General features: G+C 70.8%; 17 protein-coding genes. 7 read left to right on the forward strand and 10 right to left on the reverse strand.

The genetic code is table 11. From position 1 onward, the window contains the following. Positions 1 to 5 precede the first annotated feature (5 nt). Positions 6 to 1,043, forward strand: a complete 1,038-nt coding sequence (locus ACRX5W_RS30155; protein WP_436791545.1) for an aldose epimerase family protein — start codon at positions 6 to 8, stop codon at positions 1,041 to 1,043. Between the two features lie 165 nt (positions 1,044 to 1,208). On the opposite strand, the gene ACRX5W_RS30160 is transcribed toward ACRX5W_RS30155, so the two are convergent. The 5 genes from ACRX5W_RS30160 to ACRX5W_RS30180 all read right to left on the reverse strand — a co-directional run bounded on the left by ACRX5W_RS30160 (position 1,209) and on the right by ACRX5W_RS30180 (position 6,274). Beyond that, positions 1,209 to 2,057 (reverse strand): SMP-30/gluconolactonase/LRE family protein, encoded by an 849-nt coding sequence (locus ACRX5W_RS30160; RefSeq protein ID WP_436791546.1) that lies wholly within the window; start codon positions 2,055 to 2,057, stop codon positions 1,209 to 1,211. Positions 2,058 to 2,160: 103 nt separating this feature from the next. Continuing rightward, on the reverse strand, positions 2,161 to 2,928 hold the full coding sequence (locus ACRX5W_RS30165) for an IclR family transcriptional regulator (RefSeq protein WP_436791547.1): 768 nt from the start codon (positions 2,926 to 2,928) through the stop codon (positions 2,161 to 2,163). Further along, positions 2,928 to 3,947, reverse strand: a complete 1,020-nt coding sequence (locus tag ACRX5W_RS30170) for a hypothetical protein (RefSeq protein ID WP_436791548.1) — start codon at positions 3,945 to 3,947, stop codon at positions 2,928 to 2,930. The genes ACRX5W_RS30165 and ACRX5W_RS30170 overlap by 1 nt, the downstream gene beginning before the upstream one ends. Before the next feature lie 123 nt (positions 3,948 to 4,070). Continuing rightward, positions 4,071 to 5,120, reverse strand: a complete 1,050-nt coding sequence (locus ACRX5W_RS30175) for a zinc-dependent alcohol dehydrogenase (protein WP_436791549.1) — start codon at positions 5,118 to 5,120, stop codon at positions 4,071 to 4,073. Continuing rightward, positions 5,117 to 6,274: a mandelate racemase/muconate lactonizing enzyme family protein gene (locus ACRX5W_RS30180; protein WP_436791550.1), complete on the reverse strand. Its 1,158-nt coding sequence runs from the start codon at positions 6,272 to 6,274 to the stop codon at positions 5,117 to 5,119. The genes ACRX5W_RS30175 and ACRX5W_RS30180 overlap by 4 nt, the downstream gene beginning before the upstream one ends. A 115-nt stretch (positions 6,275 to 6,389) precedes the next feature. Here ACRX5W_RS30180 and ACRX5W_RS30185 point away from each other — a divergent pair, with 115 nt between their 5' ends. Continuing rightward, entirely contained in the window at positions 6,390 to 7,919 is a 1,530-nt protein-coding gene (locus ACRX5W_RS30185; RefSeq protein WP_436791551.1) for an aldehyde dehydrogenase (NADP(+)), read from the forward strand. Between the two features lie 371 nt (positions 7,920 to 8,290). Further along, positions 8,291 to 9,049 (forward strand): SDR family NAD(P)-dependent oxidoreductase, encoded by a 759-nt coding sequence (locus ACRX5W_RS30190; RefSeq protein WP_436791552.1) that lies wholly within the window; start codon positions 8,291 to 8,293, stop codon positions 9,047 to 9,049. A gap of 48 nt (positions 9,050 to 9,097) precedes the next feature. Here ACRX5W_RS30190 and ACRX5W_RS30195 read toward each other — a convergent pair whose 3' ends face one another. Then, complete coding sequence (locus tag ACRX5W_RS30195; RefSeq protein WP_436791553.1) at positions 9,098 to 10,609, reverse strand: MFS transporter; 1,512 nt, start codon at positions 10,607 to 10,609, stop codon at positions 9,098 to 9,100. Between the two features lie 667 nt (positions 10,610 to 11,276). Here ACRX5W_RS30195 and ACRX5W_RS30200 point away from each other — a divergent pair. Beyond that, on the forward strand, positions 11,277 to 11,780 hold the full coding sequence (locus tag ACRX5W_RS30200) for an RNA-guided endonuclease InsQ/TnpB family protein (protein ID WP_436791554.1): 504 nt from the start codon (positions 11,277 to 11,279) through the stop codon (positions 11,778 to 11,780). A 73-nt stretch (positions 11,781 to 11,853) separates the two neighbouring features. On the opposite strand, the gene ACRX5W_RS30205 is transcribed toward ACRX5W_RS30200, so the two are convergent. Then, complete coding sequence (locus ACRX5W_RS30205) at positions 11,854 to 12,933, reverse strand: LacI family DNA-binding transcriptional regulator (RefSeq protein WP_436791555.1); 1,080 nt, start codon at positions 12,931 to 12,933, stop codon at positions 11,854 to 11,856. Positions 12,934 to 13,063: 130 nt separating this feature from the next. Here ACRX5W_RS30205 and uidA point away from each other — a divergent pair, with 130 nt between their 5' ends. The 3 genes from uidA (at position 13,064) to larB (ending at position 16,730) form a co-directional block, all read left to right on the forward strand. After that, the gene (gene uidA / locus ACRX5W_RS30210) at positions 13,064 to 14,842 is read left to right on the forward strand and encodes a beta-glucuronidase (RefSeq protein ID WP_436791556.1); all 1,779 of its coding nucleotides are present in this window, start codon (positions 13,064 to 13,066) and stop codon (positions 14,840 to 14,842) included. Between the two features lie 369 nt (positions 14,843 to 15,211). After that, complete coding sequence (gene larE / locus ACRX5W_RS30215; RefSeq protein WP_436791557.1) at positions 15,212 to 16,063, forward strand: ATP-dependent sacrificial sulfur transferase LarE; 852 nt, start codon at positions 15,212 to 15,214, stop codon at positions 16,061 to 16,063. Then, the gene (gene larB / locus ACRX5W_RS30220) at positions 16,056 to 16,730 is read left to right on the forward strand and encodes a nickel pincer cofactor biosynthesis protein LarB (protein ID WP_436791558.1); all 675 of its coding nucleotides are present in this window, start codon (positions 16,056 to 16,058) and stop codon (positions 16,728 to 16,730) included. Before larE ends, larB begins: the two co-directional genes overlap by 8 nt. A 401-nt stretch (positions 16,731 to 17,131) precedes the next feature. Here the strand turns inward: larB and ACRX5W_RS30225 are convergent, their stop codons facing one another. The 3 genes from ACRX5W_RS30225 to ACRX5W_RS30235 all read right to left on the reverse strand — a co-directional run bounded on the left by ACRX5W_RS30225 (position 17,132) and on the right by ACRX5W_RS30235 (position 18,885). After that, complete coding sequence (locus ACRX5W_RS30225) at positions 17,132 to 17,479, reverse strand: hypothetical protein (RefSeq protein ID WP_436791559.1); 348 nt, start codon at positions 17,477 to 17,479, stop codon at positions 17,132 to 17,134. A gap of 29 nt (positions 17,480 to 17,508) precedes the next feature. After that, the gene (locus ACRX5W_RS30230) at positions 17,509 to 17,793 is read right to left on the reverse strand and encodes a hypothetical protein (protein WP_436791560.1); all 285 of its coding nucleotides are present in this window, start codon (positions 17,791 to 17,793) and stop codon (positions 17,509 to 17,511) included. Between the two features lie 99 nt (positions 17,794 to 17,892). Further along, positions 17,893 to 18,885 (reverse strand): threonine ammonia-lyase, encoded by a 993-nt coding sequence (locus tag ACRX5W_RS30235; RefSeq protein WP_436791561.1) that lies wholly within the window; start codon positions 18,883 to 18,885, stop codon positions 17,893 to 17,895. Positions 18,886 to 19,098: the final 213 nt, after the last annotated feature.

Here is a 19,098-nt window from a genome sequence, read left to right on the forward strand (position 1 = left end):
TGACGATGACGGTCACCAGCCGCCCCTTCGGCACGGCGCCGGACGGAACGCCCGTGGACCGCTGGGTCATCGACGGCCCCGGGGGGCTCGGCGCGGCCGTGCTGACCTACGGCGGCATCCTGCATTCGTGCCGAGTTCCGGACCGGGAGGGAGTCCCCGGCGACGTGGCTCTCGCTCTGGCGTCGGTCGGCGCGTACGCGGAGGACGAGTCGTATCTCGGGGCGCTCATCGGCCGGTACGCCAACCGCATCGCGCACGGCAGGTTCGCCCTCGACGGAACCACGTACCGACTCCCGCCCAACGAGGGCACCACCACGCTGCACGGAGGCCCGGACGGGTTCCACCGGCGCGTGTGGGCGGCGACCGGCTTCGAGGACGGAGATCGTGCGGGTGTTGTGCTGCGGTTGCACAGCCCGGACGGCGACATGGGGTTCCCCGGCAACCTCGACGTCGAAGTGACCTACAGCCTGGACCGGCACGGCACCCTCGCCATCGCCTACAGCGCCGAGACCGACCGGCCGACCGTCGTCAACCTCACGCAGCACGCGTACTGGAACCTCGCGGGCGACGGAACCGTGGACGGTCACGAACTCACCGTCGACGCCGACTTGTATCTCCCGGTGGATGCGGATGCGATTCCTCTCGGGCCGCCCGCGCCCACCGCCGGAACACCCTTCGCGCTCGGTGGGAAGCTCGCCGATGCCCTGCGCGATCCGCACCCGCACATCACGGCGGCCAAAGGCGTCGACCATTGCTATGTGCTGCGCCGCGGGCGTGCGGCGGAACCGCGCCCGGTCGCCCGGCTCGCGGAGCCGGCCTCGGGCCGCGTCATGGAGACGTGGACGACCGAGCCCGGCCTTCAGGTGTACACCGCGAACCATCTGGGAGCGCCCCATGGCCCGCACACCGCCGTCTGCCTGGAGACGCAGCACTTTCCCGACGCGCCCAACCGGCCTGAGTATCCGTCGACGGTGTTGCGCCCGGGGGAGGTCTTCCGCTCGGTGACCCAGTACCGCTTCGGGGCCGTGGCGACGACGCGGTGAGCGGCTGCCGCCGCAACCGGCGGCAGCACGGCAAGGAGACCTGAGACAAGATGGGCGACCACCGCCAAGACGTGGTCGCCCGACTGAGGTTCCGCCGAAGTGCCGCCGGTTCCACCGATGTGCCGCCGCAGTGCCACTGAGGTGGTTGCCCCGGTCCCGGGCGCGCTATCCCGCGAAGGACGGCTGCGGCAGGCCCTGGCCCGCGTCCGGCAGCACCAGCAAGGAGCCCGACAGCGGATGCGGCTCCGTCAGCCCGACGCGGGCGGTGGTGATGTACAGGTCGGTGAGACCCGGGCCGCCGAAAGCGCACGCCGTCGGGCGGGGGACCGGCAGACGCACTTCGCCGTCGAGGCGGCCGTCGGGGGAGTAGCGGCGTACCGCGCCGCCGTCCCACAGCGCGACCCACACCGCGCCGTCGGCGTCGACGGTGAGGCCGTCCGGCGATCCGGCGCCGGCCTCGATGCGCACCCACGGCCGACGGTCCACGGCGTGCCCGTCGGCGTACGTGAACACGTCGATGCGCCCGGTGGGCGAGTCGATGTAGTACATGAGCGTGCCGTCGGGGCTCCAGCCGGTTCCGTTGCTCACGGTCGCGTCCGCGACGACGACCGAGACCGAGCCGTCCGCGCCGACGCGCGACAACGTGCCGCCGCCCGGAGCCTCGTCGTACCGCATCGTGCCGGCCCACAGCGAGCCGTCCGGTGCCACGGCGGCGTCGTTGCCCCGGCGGCCCGGGACCGGATCGTGGTGCAGCCAGGCGAACTCGCCGTCGGCGCCGTACAGTCCGATGCCGTCGCGCAGGTTGACCACGAGCCCGCCGCCGGAGCGCGGCTTGACGGCGCCCACGTGCTCGTCGGTGGCGAGCACGTCGTCGGTGCCGGACACCGGGTCGTAGGTGTGCACGCGCGAGCCCAGGATGTCGACCCACAGCAGCCGCCGCGCGGCCGGGTCCCAGGTGGGCCCTTCGCCCAGCTCGGCGCCGGCGCGCAGCACTTCGTCGACGTCGAAGGTCATGTTCCGGCTCCTGTCGAAGTCACGTCGCGGGGGGCGGAGACCACCGCGTGACCAGCCGGGTCATCGGGTGGGTGACCCGGCGTGTCGCTTCCGGGCGCGAAGGTCAACCGGACCTCCGGTGTCCGAGCCGGGCCGACAGCTCCTCGGCGCCCGATGCCGCCAACCGCCGCAATTCCTCCCGGCGTTCGTCGTTCCACCGCTGTGTCGGGACGGAGATCGACAATGCCGCGACCACGTCGCCGCCGCGGTCGCGCACCGGCGCGGCCACACAGGACACGTCGGAGTTGGACTCGCGGTCCTCCAACGCCGTGCCGCGCTCCCGGGCTGTGGCCAACTCGGCGTACAGGACCGATGGTTCGGTGATGCTCTGCGATGTCATCGCGGCCAGCGGCACCCCTTCGGGGACGCGTGCCCGCAGTTCGTCGTCGGGCAGCGAGGCCAGCAGCATCTTGCCGACCGCGGTGCAGTGCGCGGGCAGGCGGCGGCCGGTCGCGGAGACCATGCGCACCGCCTGCGTGGAGTCGACCTTGGCGATGTAGATGACATCGGTGCCCTCCAACACCGCGACGTGCACGGTCTCATGGCACGACGCCGCGACACGCCGGGCGACTTCCTGGCCCTCGGAGGCGAGGTCGAGGCGCTCGGCGTAACTGCTGCCGAGCTGGTAGAGACGCACTCCCAGCCGGTAGCGGCCGTCGGCTTCCTGGACGAGATAGCTTCGTGCGACCAGCGTCGCCAGCAACTCGTGCACGGTTGTGCGCGGAAGCTCCAGCCGCCGCACGATCTCCGGTGCGGCCAAAGGGTCTTCGGCGTCGAGGAACAGCTCCAGGATGTCCAGCGCCCGCGTCACCGCGGGCGTGAGCCGGGCCACTACGCGCGGCTCACGGCGCCGGCCGCGGGCGCCGGGATCACCGCGGCGGGCACCGGGAACCGCTGGAGTTCGCCGGGCAGGCGGGAGCCGAGCGGCGACATGCCGTCGGCGGCGCCGTGGCGGGCCAGCAGGTCGAGCACCAGACGGCCGCGGCGCACGCGTTCGCGGGCGGTGGCGCGGACGGTCTCGCCGACGTGCGCGCCGGACGGGTAGAGGCCGGGGGCCTTGGACAGTCCGAACTTCAGGTACAGCGGGGCGCCGCGCCGGATGAGTTCGGCGGCGTCGTACATCCGCACGTATCCGCCGAGGTCGTCGGGGGCCTCGATGTAGAGGTCCATCGGCGCCCGGCTGACGCGGCGGATCTCGGTGAGGTGATCCAGCGTCAGGTCCGAGGGGATGTTGATCGAGTCGCCGCCGAGTTGTTCGAACACCGCGTAGGAGGCAGGGTTGACCGGGCCGATCAGCGCGGACACCTTGAAGGTGGTGTCGGCGGGCAGGACCCCGGCGACGCGCAGCCTGTGCAGCGTCCACAGCACGCCCTCGTCGGCGACGAGCAGGCACTTGACGCCCAGTTCGGTGGCGCGTACGGCGTCCTCGACGCAGCCGGCGAGCGCGTCGTGGCCGCGCGCCCGCAGCCCCGCGCCGCCGGACAGGGTCCGGGTGCCCGCGCCGATGTCCCACGTGCCGCGCGGGCCGGTGAACAGGCACAGTTCGATGTCGTGCTCGGCGCACATGCCGACCATGTCGGCGATTTCGGCGTCGGTCAGCATCCAGACGCCGCTGCCCTGGCTGACCCGGTGGACCGGCACGCCCAGGCGTGACGACTCCTCCAGAACCACGGCCAAGGCCTCGGGGCCTTCCACGGAAGGGACTTCGGTGCGCCAGGTGCCGCCGTCCGGGAAGGAGTGCGGCGAGGCGTCGGCGGGATCCGGGGCGGGCGCGGCGAGGCCGACGACCCCGAGGGGTTGTTCGCCGGGGCGGCGGCGGCCGGGAGGCGGGGAGGAGGGTGAGGCAGACATGGCTGTGGTGGACATCCTTGGCACGAGGGGAGGCGGGTCAGCGGTCGCGCGGGTGGTCACGGAAGGAGTCACAGGAGCGGTCGACGGGAGCGGTCGACGGCAGCGGTCACGGGCGAGCCGGGGTCACGCGTCGGTGCCGTTTGGGACGCGGCCGGGGAACAGCAGCACCTTGCCCACCGCCGGGTCGCCGCCGCCGACCAGGTCGACCGCGCGGGCGAACTCGGTGAGCGGAAGCCGGTGGGTGACGAGCGGCAGAGGGTCGAGCAGCCCGGCGGAAAAAGCGCGTACGGCGTGCGCCCACGCGGCGGGTGGCGCGCCGAATACGGTGCGCACGTCCAGTTGGCGCACCACGAGGTCCGTCGGGTCGAGGCCCTCCGCGCCCGGCGCCGGGATGCCGGTCAGGACCAGCCGACCTCCGCGCCGCAGCAGCGCGGCGGCGGCCCGGGCGCTGCCGGGAGCTCCGGCGGCTTCCACGACAACATCGAACTCACCTCGGGTGTCCGGGTGTTCCGCCGTGACAAAGCCGGTGGCACGGCATGCCCGGGCGCGCTCCTCATGGCTGTCCAGTCGGCCGACCGCCAGCAGCTCCGCAGGAGACGACGCCGCGAGCAACTGCATCGTCAGCAGGCCGAGCGCGCCGGTGCCGACGACGGCGACGCGGTCGCCCGGGCGCACGTCGGCGCGCAGGGCCGCCGCCGCTGCGCACGCCGAGGGCTCCAGCAGCGCGGCCGCGGTGAGGTCGGCGTCGTCGGGCAGCACGTGCAGCAGGCGCGCGGGCAGGGTGACGGTGTCGGCCATCGCGCCGGGCAGCGTGAAGCCGGTCTCCTCGTAGCCCGCCGTGCACAGCGTGGTCTCGCCGGCCCGGCACCGGTCGCAGGCCTGGCAGTTGCGGAACCCCTCGGCGACGACCTTGCGTCCGGTGAGGGAGTCCGGCACGCCCTGGCCGACCGCCGCCACCGTCCCGGACCACTCGTGGCCCGGAGTGACCGGGTAGCGCACGTAGCCGTCCGGGCGCGTGCCCTGGAACACCTCGCGGTCGCTGCCGCAGATGCCGACGGCGTGGACGCGTACCAGCGCCTCGCCCGGCTTCGGCGCCGACGCCGTGTAGGCGGTCAGCCGGGACGAGCCCGGCCCGTCGACGACGATGGCCTGGGCCCTGGGGTTGACATTCACTTGCGTGCCTCCGGGTCGCGCTTTTCCCAGCCTTCCGCCCACAGATCGAAGTGGGCGCGCTGCTGGGGGAATTCTGCCGCTGCCTCAGGATCGAACGTGACACCGAGGCCGGGCACGTCGCTGACGGCGAAGTAGCCGTCGACGACTTCGGGGGCACCGGTCACGACGCTTTTGATGCCTGCGTCGGCGAAGTCGTTGAAGTGCTCCAGGATTTTGAAGTTCGGTGTGCTGAAGCCCACTTGCAGCGACGCGGCGGTCAGCACGGAGCCGCCGACGTTGTGCGGCGCGACGAGCATGTAGTGCGTCTCGGCGGTCGCGGCGAGCTTGCGCGTCTCCAGGATGCCGCCGATGTGGCCGACGTCGGGCTGAAGGATGTCGGCGGCCTGCGACTCGAAGATCTCGCGGAACTCGATGCGGTCGTGGATGCGCTCGCCGGTCGCCACCGGCAGGTCGACCTTCCCGGCGACCTTGGCGAGCGCGCGCAGGTTCTCCGGCGGTACGGGCTCCTCGATCCACGCCGGCCGGAACGGCGCCATCTCGTGCGCGAGGCGCACCGCCGTGGCGGGGCTGAACCGGCCGTGCATCTCCAGCATCAACTCGGTGTCCGGGCCGATCGCGTCGCGGACCGCCTCGATGAGCGAGATCGCGTACATCGTCTCCTCATGCGGGAGTTCGAAGTGCCCGGCGCCGAACGGGTCGATCTTCAAAGCGCGGTAGCCGCGGGCGACGACCCCGCGCGCGGCCTCCGCGTACGCCTCGGGGGTGCGCTCGGTGGTGTACCAGCCGTTCGCGTACGCCTTGACCCGGTCCGTGACCTTTCCGCCCAGCAACTGCCACACGGGGACGCCGAGTGCCTTGCCCTTGATGTCCCAGCAGGCCATCTCGACGCAGGCGATACCGGACATGACGATCTCGCCGGCGCGGCCGTAGTCGCCGTACTTCATGCGGCGGACCAAGTCCTCGATCGCGAACGGATCGGAGCCGAGGATGTGGTTCACCTGGGCCTCGTCGAGATATCCGCGCAACGCGTCGGTGTGCCCGAGCATGCGCGTCTCGCCGACGCCGGTCAGGCCCTCGTCGGTGTGCAGGACCACGTACGTGAGGTTTCGCCACGGCGTGCCGACGACGTGCGTTTCGACGCGCGTGATTCGCATGGACGGGGCCCTTCTTGTCGTTCTGCTTGTTCGAAATTTCGACACTGGTTCGAAATACTGACGAGAAGGTAGGCTCCCCAAGAACCAAATGTCAACGTCAAAGAAGGGCGTTTCCGTGTCCGAAGCCCCCGTATGGAGCGTCGACCCGCGTACCGGTGAGCACCGCGCAAAAGTCACGGCGGAAGCCACGGCCGCGGACGTCGACACCGCGGTACGCGCCGCGCACGCCACCCGCGACGCTCTCGCGGACCGCCCCACCCGAGCCGCGTTCCTGCGCACCGCCACCGCCGAACTCGAAGCCGCACGCGAGGAGATCGTGGCGGAGGCCGACGCGGAGACAGCGCTGGGAACCGTCCGCCTGAACGGCGAACTCGCCCGCACCTGCACGCAGTTGCGCGCCTTCGCCGACGTCGTCGACGCCGGCGAATACCTCGACGTCATCATCGACCACCCCGACGACGCGATCGTGCCGCCGGTCCCCGACCTGCGCCGCTACAAGGTCCCGCTCGGCGTCGTCGCGGTCTACGCCGCCTCCAACTTCCCGCTCGCCTTCTCGGTCCCCGGCGGCGACACCGCGAGCGCCCTCGCGGCCGGCTGTCCGGTCGTGGTCAAGGCCCACCCCGACCACCCGGCCACCTCCGAACTCGTCCTCGCCGCGCTGCGCAAGGCCGCTGCTGCGCACGGCCTGCCCGAGACCGTGATCAGCGTGGTCCACGGTTTCGACGCCGGGCTCGCCCTGATCCGCCACCCGCTGGTCGCCGCCGCCGGATTCACCGGCTCCGTACGCGGCGGGCGCGCGCTGTTCGACGCCGCCGCGGCGCGCCCCACGCCGATCCCGTTCCACGGCGAGCTCGGTTCGCTCAACCCCGTCGTCGTCACGCGGGCCGCCGCGGCCGACCGTGCCGAGGAGATCGGCGCCGGCCTCGCCGGGTCGATGACGCTCGGCGTCGGCCAGTTCTGCGTCAAGCCCGGCCTCGTCCTCGTGCCCGAAGGCACGGACGGCGACCACCTCGTGGACACCCTGTCCCAGTCCGTGGCGGCCACCGCCCCCGGCGTCCTGCTCGACCACCGCATGCGCGACAACTTCCTCGCCGGCATCGCCGAACGCCTCGGCCTTCCCGGCGTGGACGCCCCGGTCACCGCAGGCGCCGACGGCGACCACGGCGTACGCGCCGGCGTGCTCAGCGTTTCCGCGGCGGCGCTCGCCGCAAGCGGTACGCACGACGCCCTGCTCGAAGAGTGCTTCGGCCCGGTCACCGTCGTCGCCCGCTACACCGACGACGGGCAGGTGAACGCCGTCCTCGACCGCCTGCCCGGCAACCTCACCGCGACCCTGCACGTCTCACCGCGCGAATCCGAGGGCGAGGGCGACGCCGGCGCCCTGCTGGCCCGGCTCACCGAACTCGCCGGGCGCATCGTCGTCGACGGCTGGCCGACGGGCGTCGCCGTCGCCCCCGCACAACACCACGGCGGCCCCTACCCGTCGACAACCTCCACCTCGACATCGGTCGGCACCACCGCGATCGAACGCTGGCTGCGCCCCGTCGCCTACCAGAACACCCCGGAGGCCCTCCTCCCGCCGGAGCTCCGCGACGCCAACCCCCTGGGCCTGCCGAGGCGCGTGGACGGCCGCCGGGAGGTCTGAAAGCCGGCGTGGCGGACGGTGCTTGCCCGCAGCGGTCGCTGCCCCCGGCAGTCGGTCTTCATGGTGCTTGTGTGGGGGCTGCCGGGTGGGTGGTGTTGTTGCGGGGCGGCCAGACGAAGGTCGCTGCTGCCCCGACGGCCGGGTCTGTGCGGTGATCGTGTGGCTTGCGGCTGTCGGGGGCGGTGGCCGACCGGTCGCCGCCGCCCGCCCGACAGCCGGCGCTCACGCGGGCCTCGAAGGGCGGCCCGCTCGATCTTGTGTCACGCCCACGCTCAGATTAATGTTCTCCGAGACCAGAATATTATTCTCCACAACGGATGCGGTTGGTCGTGCCGGGCGAAGCGTTCGGGAAGGCCGGCGGGAGGAGCACAGTGGGCTTCGCTGACGAACTCTTCGACATGACCGGCAAGGTCGTCCTTGTCACCGGCGGCAGCAAGGGGTTGGGCCGTGAGATGGCCTTCGGTGCCGCGCGGTGCGGTGCCGACGTAGTGATCGCCAGCCGCAACCACGACGCCTGTGCGGAGGTCGCCCGCGAGATCGAGGCGGAGACCGGCCGGAGCGCGATGCCGTACGCCGTCCACATCGGTCGCTGGGACCAGCTCCCCGGCCTGGTCGACGCGGTGTACGAGCGGTTCGGCAAGCTCGACGCCCTGGTCAACAACGCGGGCATGTCGCCGCTGTACGACTCGCTCGACTCGGTGTCGGAGAAGCTGTTCGACGCGGTGGTCAACCTCAACATGAAGGGCCCGTTCCGCCTCTCGGTCCTCGCCGGCGAGCGCATGGCGGCAGCGGGGGGCGGCGTGATCGTCAACGTGAGTTCGACCGGGTCGATCCGCCCGAACCCCACGATCGTGCCCTACGCCATGGCCAAGGCCGGCCTCAACTCCATGACCGAGGGCCTGGCCAAGGCGTTCGGTCCCACGGTCCGGGTCAACACGCTCATGTCCGGTCCGTTCGCGACCAGCGCCCACGACTGGGAGCCGGAATCCGTCGCCGAGGGCGTCCGCCCGCACGCCCTCCAGCGCATCGGCAACCCGCCGGAGATCGTCGGCTCGATCCTGTACCTGATCTCGGACGCGTCCAGCTACACATCGGGTGCGACTCTGCGCGTGGACGGCGGCATTCCGTAAGCCCGCCGGGCCTTCGCCGGCGAGACGGCCACGAACGCTGCGAGACGGTCAGGAGCCGGTCGGCAGGCGGTCCACCTCCGGGGCCGCCTGCCCGGCCTCGACCTCGTCCAGGCGCTTGACCTTCGGAATGAGTAGCGCGGCGATCGAGGCGGCGAGTGCGACGCCGGCGATCACGAGGAAGGCGTTCGTGTAGCCGGCATCGCGGTAGAACAGCACGTCGTGGCGTACCGCGCCGTCCTTCGCCATCACCACGAAGGCAACCTGGAGGACCACGGCCTGCACGATGCCCTGGACCATCGACTGCGCGCCGTTGCCGAGGGCCTGTTCGGCCGGGGAGACCGCCTCGATGACCAGGATGGGCACGACGGCGACGATGATGCCCAGGCCCACCGCACCCACCAGCCCCACGAGCATCAACTGCTGTGCGGAGTGGTGGAATTGCGAGGTCAGCAGGAACGCCACCGCGAACACCAGCGAGCCGCACGCGAGCAGTCTGCGTGCGTCGATGCGCCGCGCCAGGGCGCCGGTGGTGATGGCCACGGCCAGCACGAGGACGCTGGCGGGCGCGTTGATCATCGCGTTCTTCGTCGCGGAGAACCCCAGCCCGTCGGAGAATCCCGGTACCCGGGGCATGAGGGCCAGCAGGTAGAGCACCGTGCCGACGGTGTACGCGGTGCCTGCGGCCAGCGATGTGGCCAGAAGCGTCGTCCACACCTGCCGCCGTGACAGCAGCGACAGCGGGAACATCGGATGGGCGACGCGGCTCTCGACGAGCACGAAGGCCACGAGGGCGAGAAGGCCCCCGCCGACGAACAAGAACGTGCGGCCGCTGAGCCAGCCCCACTCGGTTCCCTCGCCGATGCCGTACACCGCCGCGGTGAGCCCGCCGCCGAGCAGCAGCCCGCCGAGCCAGTCGACTGGCGTACGTTCTTCGCGCACCGGGCTCTCGGGAACGAAGAGCATCATCGCCACCAGACTGAAGGCGGTGGCCGCGACCATGAACCAGAGCGCGCCGCGGAAGCCGTGGTCGTCGATGAGCCACGCGGACAGGAACGGCCCGCCGACCGCGACCAGACCGACGCTGCCGCCGAGCAGCCCGCTGGCCGGACCCACCAAGTGGCGTGGGAACACGTCTCGCGTGAGTGCGTACGCCAAGGCGCCCGCCGGAATGAAGACACCGGCGATGCCGCGTCCGAGGATGAGCATCCCGTAGCTCGTGGCCATGGCCGCGATCAGGTCCCCGACCAGGCCGATCGCGGTGATCACCACCATCACGCGCTTCTTGCCGTACATCCCGGCGGCCTTGACGACGAAGGGCGTCACGAACGTCCCGACCAGGGCCGACGAGAGGGTGAACCACGCGATGTCGGTCGTTCGGAAGTGAATCGCGATCTCGGACTGCGCGTTGCCGGAGAGGAGACCGATCACCGCCATCAGATGGGCGGCCCAGACCAACGCGACCAGGACCAACGCGTAGCGCGCGCCGAAGCCGGCCTTCTCGGGCTCGGTTCTGTGGTCGGGCTCCGGGCTGGGGCGGGGAGGTGCGGTCGTGATCGTCATGGAGAGTCCTGGCGGGGTGCGACGGCGATGGGAGATGCCGTGCGGGCCGTGGGTCGTACGTCCGAGGCGGGATGCGCGAAGTGGACGACGGCCGAATGCACGTGATTCAGGACACTAATCGGTGAAATCGGACGAATCCAGGTTTGGGGGCGAAAAATTACAAATCGTGCGCAAGGTGAGGTTTAGGGCGCAGGGCTCGTGTGGGGACGGTTGCCTGGGCGCTGGTGGGCGCTGGTGGGCGCTGGTGGGTGGGCGCTTGGGTGACCGCCCGCGTACCTCCACGATTGCGCGGCTGACGGCCGCCCGCATGACCGCCTGAGTCAGCGGCCGTCTGGGCGTCTGAAGACTGCGACGGTGCGTGGCCACGTGTGACGCGCGCAGCCGAGGCTTTGTCCCCGGTGCACCTGCCCCCTGCCTGCTTCAGCGTGATCTTGCGAGGAACCCCGGGGCTTCAGCACCCGGAGGAATCGCATCCTTGGTCCGGAGGCGCGGAGCGTCGGAGTTCTGTGCGTCTTTGTTGTGACGGTCGGGTCCGGGTGCTTCTGATCTCGAGGATTCCTTGATGGTGCCGAGTGGTGCGCCCGTGCACGATGCCGCGCAGGAGGGGGACGGTGCGGACGTCGGAGTTTGGTCCCCTTGTTGTGTCATGGGCCATACGATGCCGGGTGTGAAGGTCGTGGCGCGGGTGAAGCTGGTGCCGGAGGCCGGCCAGGCCGCCGCGCTGCGGTCCACTTTGCGTGCCCGCAAGGAAGCCCGGCACACCGCCGACGTCAACCACACCATCTCCAAGACCATCGTCACCGCCGCTGAACGCACCGGACGCGGGATCGCCCTGGAAGACCTCACGGGCATCCGCGACCGAGTACGGCACCGCAGGGACCAGCGGACCTCTCTGCACGCGTGGAGCTTCCACCAACTCGGCCGGTACATCGCATACAAGGCGAAACGGGCCGGGGTGCCGCTGGTGTACGTCGATCCGTCGTACACCAGCCGGCAGTGCTCCCAGTGCGGTCACACCGACCGACGCAACCGCGTCGACCAGGCAACGTTCGCCTGCCGGTCCTGCGGGGCCGTCATGCACGCGGACGACAACGCGTCCCGCAACATCGCCCGCAGGGGCGAGACCGTGTGGACCGCGGGGCGCGAGTCACGCGTCCCCGCCACCCCATAAGGGTGTCCGGACGGAGGAGGCCACGCGGCAGCCAGCCGCGCCCTACCTCCAAGCCCGGTCCTTCAGGACCGGGTCAAGTTGACCGGCCCGTCATGCGTACGCGCGGCGCTCCCGGTGTCGAGCGGCGGATCCGCGCCGTCGACCCCCGCGTGACCAGCTTGACCGGCAGCGTCATCGGGCGTCCCGCACGCGGCGACGGGGTGCCGCGCGACGACAGGACCGCCTCGACGGCGTTGTGCCCCTGGGCGCGCAGCGGAGCGGCGATGGTCGTCAGTGCGGGGGTGACGATCTGCGTGGCGAAGATGTTGTCGAAGCCAACAATGCTCACGTCCTCCGGCACCCGCACGCCACCCGCCTGCAACGCCAGCATCAGGCCGATCGCCACTTGGTCGTTGTACGCCACGACCGCCGTCGGCAACTCGTCGGCGAACGCTTTCGCCGCCGCCTCCCGGCCGCCCGCGACCGTGGGCGCGAACGGCCCGACGCGGTGCACCCGTTGCCCGAGCGCCGCCGCCGCGTCCCGCAGGCTGCGCCAGCGCATCCCGTCGACCCACGACGCCTCGGGGCCGGCCACGTACGTCAGGTCCCGGTGTCCGAGCTGGGCCAAGTGCTCGGCGGCCAGCCGCATGCCGTACGGGTTGTCCAGCACGATGCTGGGCACGTCCGCGACGTCCCGGTTGAGCACCACGAGCGGCCGTTGCTTGGCCGCCATCCGGATCGCCGAGTCCGACAGCCGGGTGCCGGCCAGCACGACGCCTTCGACGGCGGGCAATGTGCGCTCAAGGCTGCCGCGTTCGACCCGGTCGGACTCCTGGGTGTCGATGAGCAGCAGGACGTAGCCCGCCTCGGCGGCGGCGGTCTCGGCGCCCCGGATGATCTCGGCATAGAACGGGTTCGCCACATCGGAGACCACGAGAGCGAGCATGGACGTACGGCCGGTCGGCAGCCCGGACGCGAGCGGGTTCACCCGGTAGCCGAGCTCGGCCGCCACCTGCCGGATGCGCTCGGCCGTCGCGGCGTTGACGCGGCCCGGTCGCGCGAAAGCACGCGACACGGTCGACGCCGCGACGCCCGCGGCCTTGGCCACGTCGTAGATGGTCGGGGCCTTGGGGCGGCCCTCCGCATCCGTCGGTGTCCCGTCCTGCTCAGCCACCTATGCTCACTTTCGTCAACCCGATGGGTAACCGCTGTTTCACGCGGCGACAACTGACGGCAACCGCTTGCCACGCTACTCGACCCGAAGACTTAATGGGCCCGAAATCCAAGGACAAAAAGGAGCCCTCATGCTTCGCCCCCAGGACAGCGCGACCCGCGAGCGGAAGTCCCTGAACGGCCTCTGGGCCTTCCGGCTGGATTCCGCCGGCGCGGGGCGTGCGGAAGGCTGGTGGCGTTCCCGGCTCGACGGTTCCCGCGAGATGCCCGTTCCCGCGAGCTACAACGACATCGTGCCCGATCTCGCCGTACGCGATCATGTCGGTGACGCCTGGTACCAGACAAGCGTCCGCGTGCCCCGGCACTGGACCGAGGAGCGGATCGTACTCCGCTTCGACGCCGCCACCCACCGCGCGGTGGTGTGGGTGAACGACGTGCAGGTGGCCGAGCACGAGGGCGGTTACACGCCGTTCGAGGCCGATGTGACCGACCACGTGGAGCCGGGCGGTGAGGCGCGCGTGACGATCGTGGTCAACAACGAGCTCACCTGGGCGTCGGTGCCGCCCGGCCAGCTCGGGGAGGGGCCCGACGGCAAGCGCACACAGAACTACTTCCACGACTTCTTCAACTACGCCGGCCTGCACCGCTCCGTCTGGCTCTACGCCACGCCGAAGACCCGGGTCAGCGGCATCACCGTCGACACCGGCCTCGACGGCGGCACCGGAACGGTCCGGTACGCGGTCGAGCACGTCGGCAACGCGTCCGTGCAGGTCGCGCTGCGTGACGCCGCGGGAGCCGAGGTGGCGATCTCGGAGGGCGCGGAGGGTGTTCTCACCATTGCCGACGTGCATCCGTGGGCGCCCGGCGACGGCTACCTGTACGAGCTGGAGGCACGACTTCGCGACGCGGACGGCGGGCTGGTCGACAGCTACGTCCTGCCGGTCGGTGTGCGCACGGTCGAGGTGCGCGGCACCGAATTCCTCATCAACGGCGAGCCGTTCTACTTCCGCGGCTTCGGCAAGCACGAGGACGCACCGATCCGCGGCAAGGGCCACGACGACGCCCTCATGGTCCACGACTTCGAGCTGATGGAGTGGATCGGCGCCAACTCGTTCCGCACCTCGCACTACCCCTACGCGGAAGAGGTCCTGGACTACGCCGACCGCCACGGCATCGTCGTCATCGACGAGACCGCCGCCGTCGGTTTGAACGCCCGTATGACAATGTTCGGCCGGGCCGACGCGCCCTCGACGTACACCGAGAAGACCGTCGGATCCGAGACGCAGCGCAACCACCTTGAGGCCGTACGGGAGTTGGTCGTGCGCGACCGCAACCACCCGAGCGTCGTGCTGTGGTGCATCGCCAACGAACCCGACGGCGGAGTGCCGGAGGCCCGCGACTACTTCGCGCCGCTGTTCGCCGAGGCGCGCAAGCTCGACCCCACACGACCCGTCGGCTTCGTCAACATCATGATGGACGGCCCGGACAAGTGCGTGCTGTCCGAGCTCGCCGACGTCCTCATGGTCAACCGCTACTACGGCTGGTACTCCCAGACCGGCGACCTCGCCGCCGCCGAGCCCGTGCTCGAAGCCGAGCTGCGCGCCTGGGCCGACAAGCACGGCAAGCCGATCATCATCACCGAGTACGGCGCCGACACCCTCGCCGGGCTGCATTCGGTCGTCGACAACCCGTGGTCCGAGGAATACCAGGTCGACCTGCTCGACATGTACCACCGGGTCTTCGACCGCATCGACGCGGTGGTCGGCGAACACATCTGGAACTTCGCCGACTTCGCCACCCGTCCGGCGATCATCCGCGTCGACGGCAACAAGAAGGGCGTCTTCACGCGCGACCGGCGGCCCAAGAGCGCGGCGTTCTCGGTGCGGCGCCGGTGGCGGAAGGACCTCTGATCCTCAGTGGTCGCGGGTGCGTCGCGGGCAACAACGGTGTCTCACGGCCTCGTTGCCCACCTGACCGCCCGCATGCCGAGGTCTTGCGGCTTCGGCTCGTGCCCCGGGCACACCGGCACGCCCGGCCCGGGGGACGCAGCGCCCCGGACGGATCGACATGCGGTGCGGTGAGAGGCTTGCCACGCGATCTTCTCGCCACACCGGCCACCGGACGCGCCGGGCTTTGCCCCCGGGGGCACCGAACAGCGGCCACGGACTGCGCGCCCACGCAGGACGCCGGCCAAGGGCCCGGGGGCGACAACACCACCGACCGGGCCGCGCCGCCCACCGCACCACCGAACCAACCGGGCAACCCCCAGGAGGCACCATATGCTCCCCGAACTCACCGGCGTGAACGCCGAGTTCGCCGATCGGGCCGGCGCCCTCCTGCGTCCCCTGGGCGCCGGCCGCCTGGGCATCGCCTTCTCCGGGGGAGTGGACTCCTCGACACTGCTGGCGATCGCCGTACGGGAGCTGGGTGCGGACCGCGTGGTCGCGGTGCTCGGCGTCTCGCCCAGCCTCGCCGCCGACGAGCGGGCCGCGGCCCACGAGGTCGCCGCGTACGTCGGCGCCCGCGTGATCGAAGTCATCACCCACGAAGGGAACTTGCCCGAATACCGGGCCAACGGCCCCGACCGCTGCTACCACTGCAAGAACGAACTCTTCACCAGGATCACTGCGGAAGTGGCCGCCGCCCACGGCATCACCGCCGTCGCGTACGGCGAAAACGCGGACGATGTCCTCCGCCCCGACCGGCCCGGCAGCCGCGCCGCGACGGAACACACGGTGCTGCGCCCACTCGCCGACGCCGGCCTCGACAAAGCCGCGGTACGCCGAATCGCCGCCGAACTCGGCCTGCCGTGCGCCGACAAGCCGGCCGCGCCGTGCCTGGCCTCCCGCATCCCGCACTTCGACGAAGTCACCCCGGAGAAGCTGGCCCAGGTTGAGGAAGCAGAACACGCGCTGCGCAGCCTGGGGTTCACCGACTGCCGGGTACGCCACCATGGCGACGTAGCGAGAATCGAAGTGCCCGTCGCGGAAATCCCCTTGCTCGCAGGGGAGTTGCGACAAGCCGCGCTGACCGCCGTGCGCGCCGCCGGCTTCCGTTCGGTCGCCGTCGACCTGGCCGGCATCCAATCCGGGGCCTTCACCCTCCCGCTCGTGGGCGTGCACCATGGCTGAACCCTGGTCCCCGCCCCCGTCCTTCGCGCAACTCGACCACGACCGCACCGCCCGCCGCGGCTACCCCGAAGCCGTCTACTGTGCGGGAAAAACCTCCGACCAGGTGCGTGCGATCGCCGCCGAACTCCGCGAACGCGCCGACGCGGCAACCCTGTTCACCCGGGCGGACCCCGAACACGCCCGAGCCGTCCTCACCGAACTCCCCAACGCCCTCCACGCCGCGGACGCCGGCCTCCTGGCCTGGCCCCCCGAGCCCCCGCCGACTTCCGGCGGGTTGGTCGCAGTCCTCGCCGCAGGCACCTCGGACCTGCCCGTGGCCCGCGAAGCGGAACTGACGGCCCGCTACCTCGGCCGCCCCTGCGAACTCGCCGTGGACGTCGGCGTGGCCGGCCTGCACCGCGTACTGAACCGCCTGGACCTGCTCCGCTCCGCCCACGCCATCGTCGTCGCGGCAGGCATGGACGGCGCCCTGGCCAGCGTCGTGGCCGGCCTTGTCTCCGCCCCCGTCGTCGCCGTCCCCACCTCAGTGGGCTACGGCGCCGCCTTCGGCGGCCTGGCGCCACTGCTGTCGATGCTCAACGCCTGCGCCCCCGGCGTCGCGGTCGTCAACATCGACAACGGCTACGGAGCAGGCCACATGGCCGCCCAAATAGCCGCGAACCGATGACCTACAGCGGCGGCCCTGGTGTGTCCACGCGGGCGAACAGTCCCCGCGTGGCTGATGCAATGATCCGCGTACCGACTCAGGTGCGCGACCGCTTGGCGGTGCTCGCGCAGTCCCGGGGTACGTCCATCCGGTCTCTCGTGCAGGAGTTCGCCGAGTCGAGGGGCAGTTGGACGTCATCCACACCCTCGACTTGGACTACGCCGCGATGCGGGCGACAGCGCAACTCCATCGCGATGACGTACCTCTCGGCATCGGTGCCGACCGGCAACATTCCGCGCCTTCGACGCGCGACGCCGACATGCGAGCAGACACCGAGAGGGGAAGGGCTTTCACGGGGCTCGTGATGCGAGCGGGTCGACTCCTGCGAGAACTGTTGCGCACCGGTCGTCCAGTGGAGCCGGTCAATCCGTTGTCGGGTCGATCGGTGCGATGCCCGTTCCGGCGTAAAGCTTCGGGTCCAAGGAAATCAAGGGGCGACCATGCGGGTGGTCGACGGTTGGCCGGGCGAGGTGAACGGCGTGGGTGACTCGCCAGTCGATCCCCGCACGCAACAACTCTCCGGCGGCCAGTGAGGCGGACAGATCGAGGGGTTCGATCTCGATGCCGGGCAGCGACGCCACATGCTCCCCGAGGTGTGCACGATGGCCGACCGCTACGGTCAGCGACAGCGCCGGAACCTGCAAGCTGCCCCGACCGGCAGCCGCCGCGACGATGAATCCGGACAGTTGCCGGTGCCTGCCCAGTGCCAACAAAGCACTGTGATCGAGCAAGACGGGACTCACGCGGGATTCGCCGAGCCTTCCGGCCCGTGTGCGCCCGTGATCCTGTCCCACAGCCGGTGGCCGACCGCCTCGTCTTCGGCCGTCACCTCAACGCCAAATCGTTCACGCAGCTCAATTCGCGCCTGTTCGGCGCGAGCGGCCAGTTCGGCCCGCGTGGGAACGGACGCGGCCAGGCCGGCGACCAAGTCCCTTATCGTCGTGCCTTGTTCCGCGGCAAGCTCACCCAAACGCGATCGGGTGTCCTTGGAGACCTTAATACTGGTGTCCTGCTCTGTGCCCATAAAGCGTGACTCTACCAGCGGTAGAGCGGACCAGTGTCCTGAGCACCGCGCGGGACGCGCTGAGGACCTGTTGACGCCCTGCGCATGGGAAGGTTGACGTCACGAGAGATTGTCAAGATCGTGGCCGGGAGCCACGTCGAGCAGGCGGTGGTAGGTGCCCATGTCGACGTTGCTGCCGCAGACGATGGTGACGACGTGGCGGCCGGCGAAGCGGTCGGGGGCTTCGAGGATCGCCGCGATGCCAAGGGCGGCCGATGGTTCGACGATGAGTCCGGCGTGGTCGAGGAGCATCCGCATGCCGGCGATGATCGACGCCTCGCGGACCAGGACGGCGTCGTCGGTAACCAGGAGGAGGTCGTCCAGGACGGCCGGAATGGGGTGGCGGCCGGCGACGCCGTCGGCGATGGTGTCGGTCGATTCGGTGGTGACGACGCGTCGTTCGCGCCACGAGTACGTCATCGCCGGTGCGCCCAGCGGCTGGACACAGATCACCTCGACCTCGGGTGCCATGGCCTTCACGACGTGGCCTACGCCGGTGGCCAGTGCCCCGCCGCCGAGGGCCACCAGGACGGTGTCGAACGACGGTGCCCTGTCGACGAGTTCGAGGCCGATGGTGGCCGCGCCCTCGCAGGTCTCGATGTCCAGGCTGTCCTCGACCAGCCGGATGCCCTCGTACCGTGCGATGGCCGCCGCCCGCTCGCGCGCCAACTCGTGGTCGCCGTCAACCAGTTCCAACGTGGCACGCAGGGCGCGGATACGGTCGAGCTTGGCCCGGGTCGCGAAGCGGGACGCCACGACGGTGACGTCGAGCCCCCGACCGCGACCGGACCACGCGAGGGCTTGGCCGAGGTTGCCCGCGCTCGCGCAGACCGCGGCCTGCGAACCGTTGCCGGCGAGCAGGCTCGCGACCAACTCGGTACCGCGGCCTTTGAAACTGCGGACCGGGTTCGCCGTTTCGAGTTTGATGCTCACCGTGCACCCGAGCCCGGGCTCCAGCGCCTCGCAGCGGTACAGCGGGGTATCGAGAAAGACCGGGTTGATCACCCGGCGAGCCGCCCGTATCCGAGCTGTGTCGAGGCGCGTCTTCTGCACGACACAGGAGCGTATGCCACCCGAGCCGGTCGCATGAGCAACTGTCGGGACTCGTAGGTCGGTGGGGACGCGCGGGCGTCCGGCGGGGAACCGACGAGCGGTGCTGCGGTGACCGGGCCCGGTAATGCCGGCGATGGCACTCGTCTGTCAACGCTCCCTGAAATTTGACCCCTTGCGGGTCTCGGAAAATTGACCCCCAGCGTCGGTTCAGTG

The organism is Yinghuangia sp. YIM S10712, assembly GCF_051388935.1.
In the GTDB taxonomy this organism is placed as follows: Bacteria; Actinomycetota; Actinomycetes; order Streptomycetales; family Streptomycetaceae; genus Yinghuangia.

What these genes read in the sequence shown, in the direction of transcription:
- ACRX5W_RS30155 (WP_436791545.1), top strand. Translation starts at nt 6, where the DNA reads ATGACGGTCACCAGCCGCCCCTTCGGCACGGCGCCGGACGGAACGCCC.
- ACRX5W_RS30160 (WP_436791546.1), bottom strand. Translation starts at nt 2,057, where the DNA reads ATGACCTTCGACGTCGACGAAGTGCTGCGCGCCGGCGCCGAGCTGGGC.
- ACRX5W_RS30170 (WP_436791548.1), bottom strand. Translation starts at nt 3,947, where the DNA reads ATGTCTGCCTCACCCTCCTCCCCGCCTCCCGGCCGCCGCCGCCCCGGC.
- ACRX5W_RS30180 (WP_436791550.1), bottom strand. Translation starts at nt 6,274, where the DNA reads ATGCGAATCACGCGCGTCGAAACGCACGTCGTCGGCACGCCGTGGCGA.
- ACRX5W_RS30195 (WP_436791553.1), bottom strand. Translation starts at nt 10,609, where the DNA reads ATGACGATCACGACCGCACCTCCCCGCCCCAGCCCGGAGCCCGACCAC.
- uidA (WP_436791556.1), top strand. Translation starts at nt 13,064, where the DNA reads ATGCTTCGCCCCCAGGACAGCGCGACCCGCGAGCGGAAGTCCCTGAAC.
- larE (WP_436791557.1), top strand. Translation starts at nt 15,212, where the DNA reads ATGCTCCCCGAACTCACCGGCGTGAACGCCGAGTTCGCCGATCGGGCC.
- larB (WP_436791558.1), top strand. Translation starts at nt 16,056, where the DNA reads ATGGCTGAACCCTGGTCCCCGCCCCCGTCCTTCGCGCAACTCGACCAC.
- ACRX5W_RS30230 (WP_436791560.1), bottom strand. Translation starts at nt 17,793, where the DNA reads ATGGGCACAGAGCAGGACACCAGTATTAAGGTCTCCAAGGACACCCGA.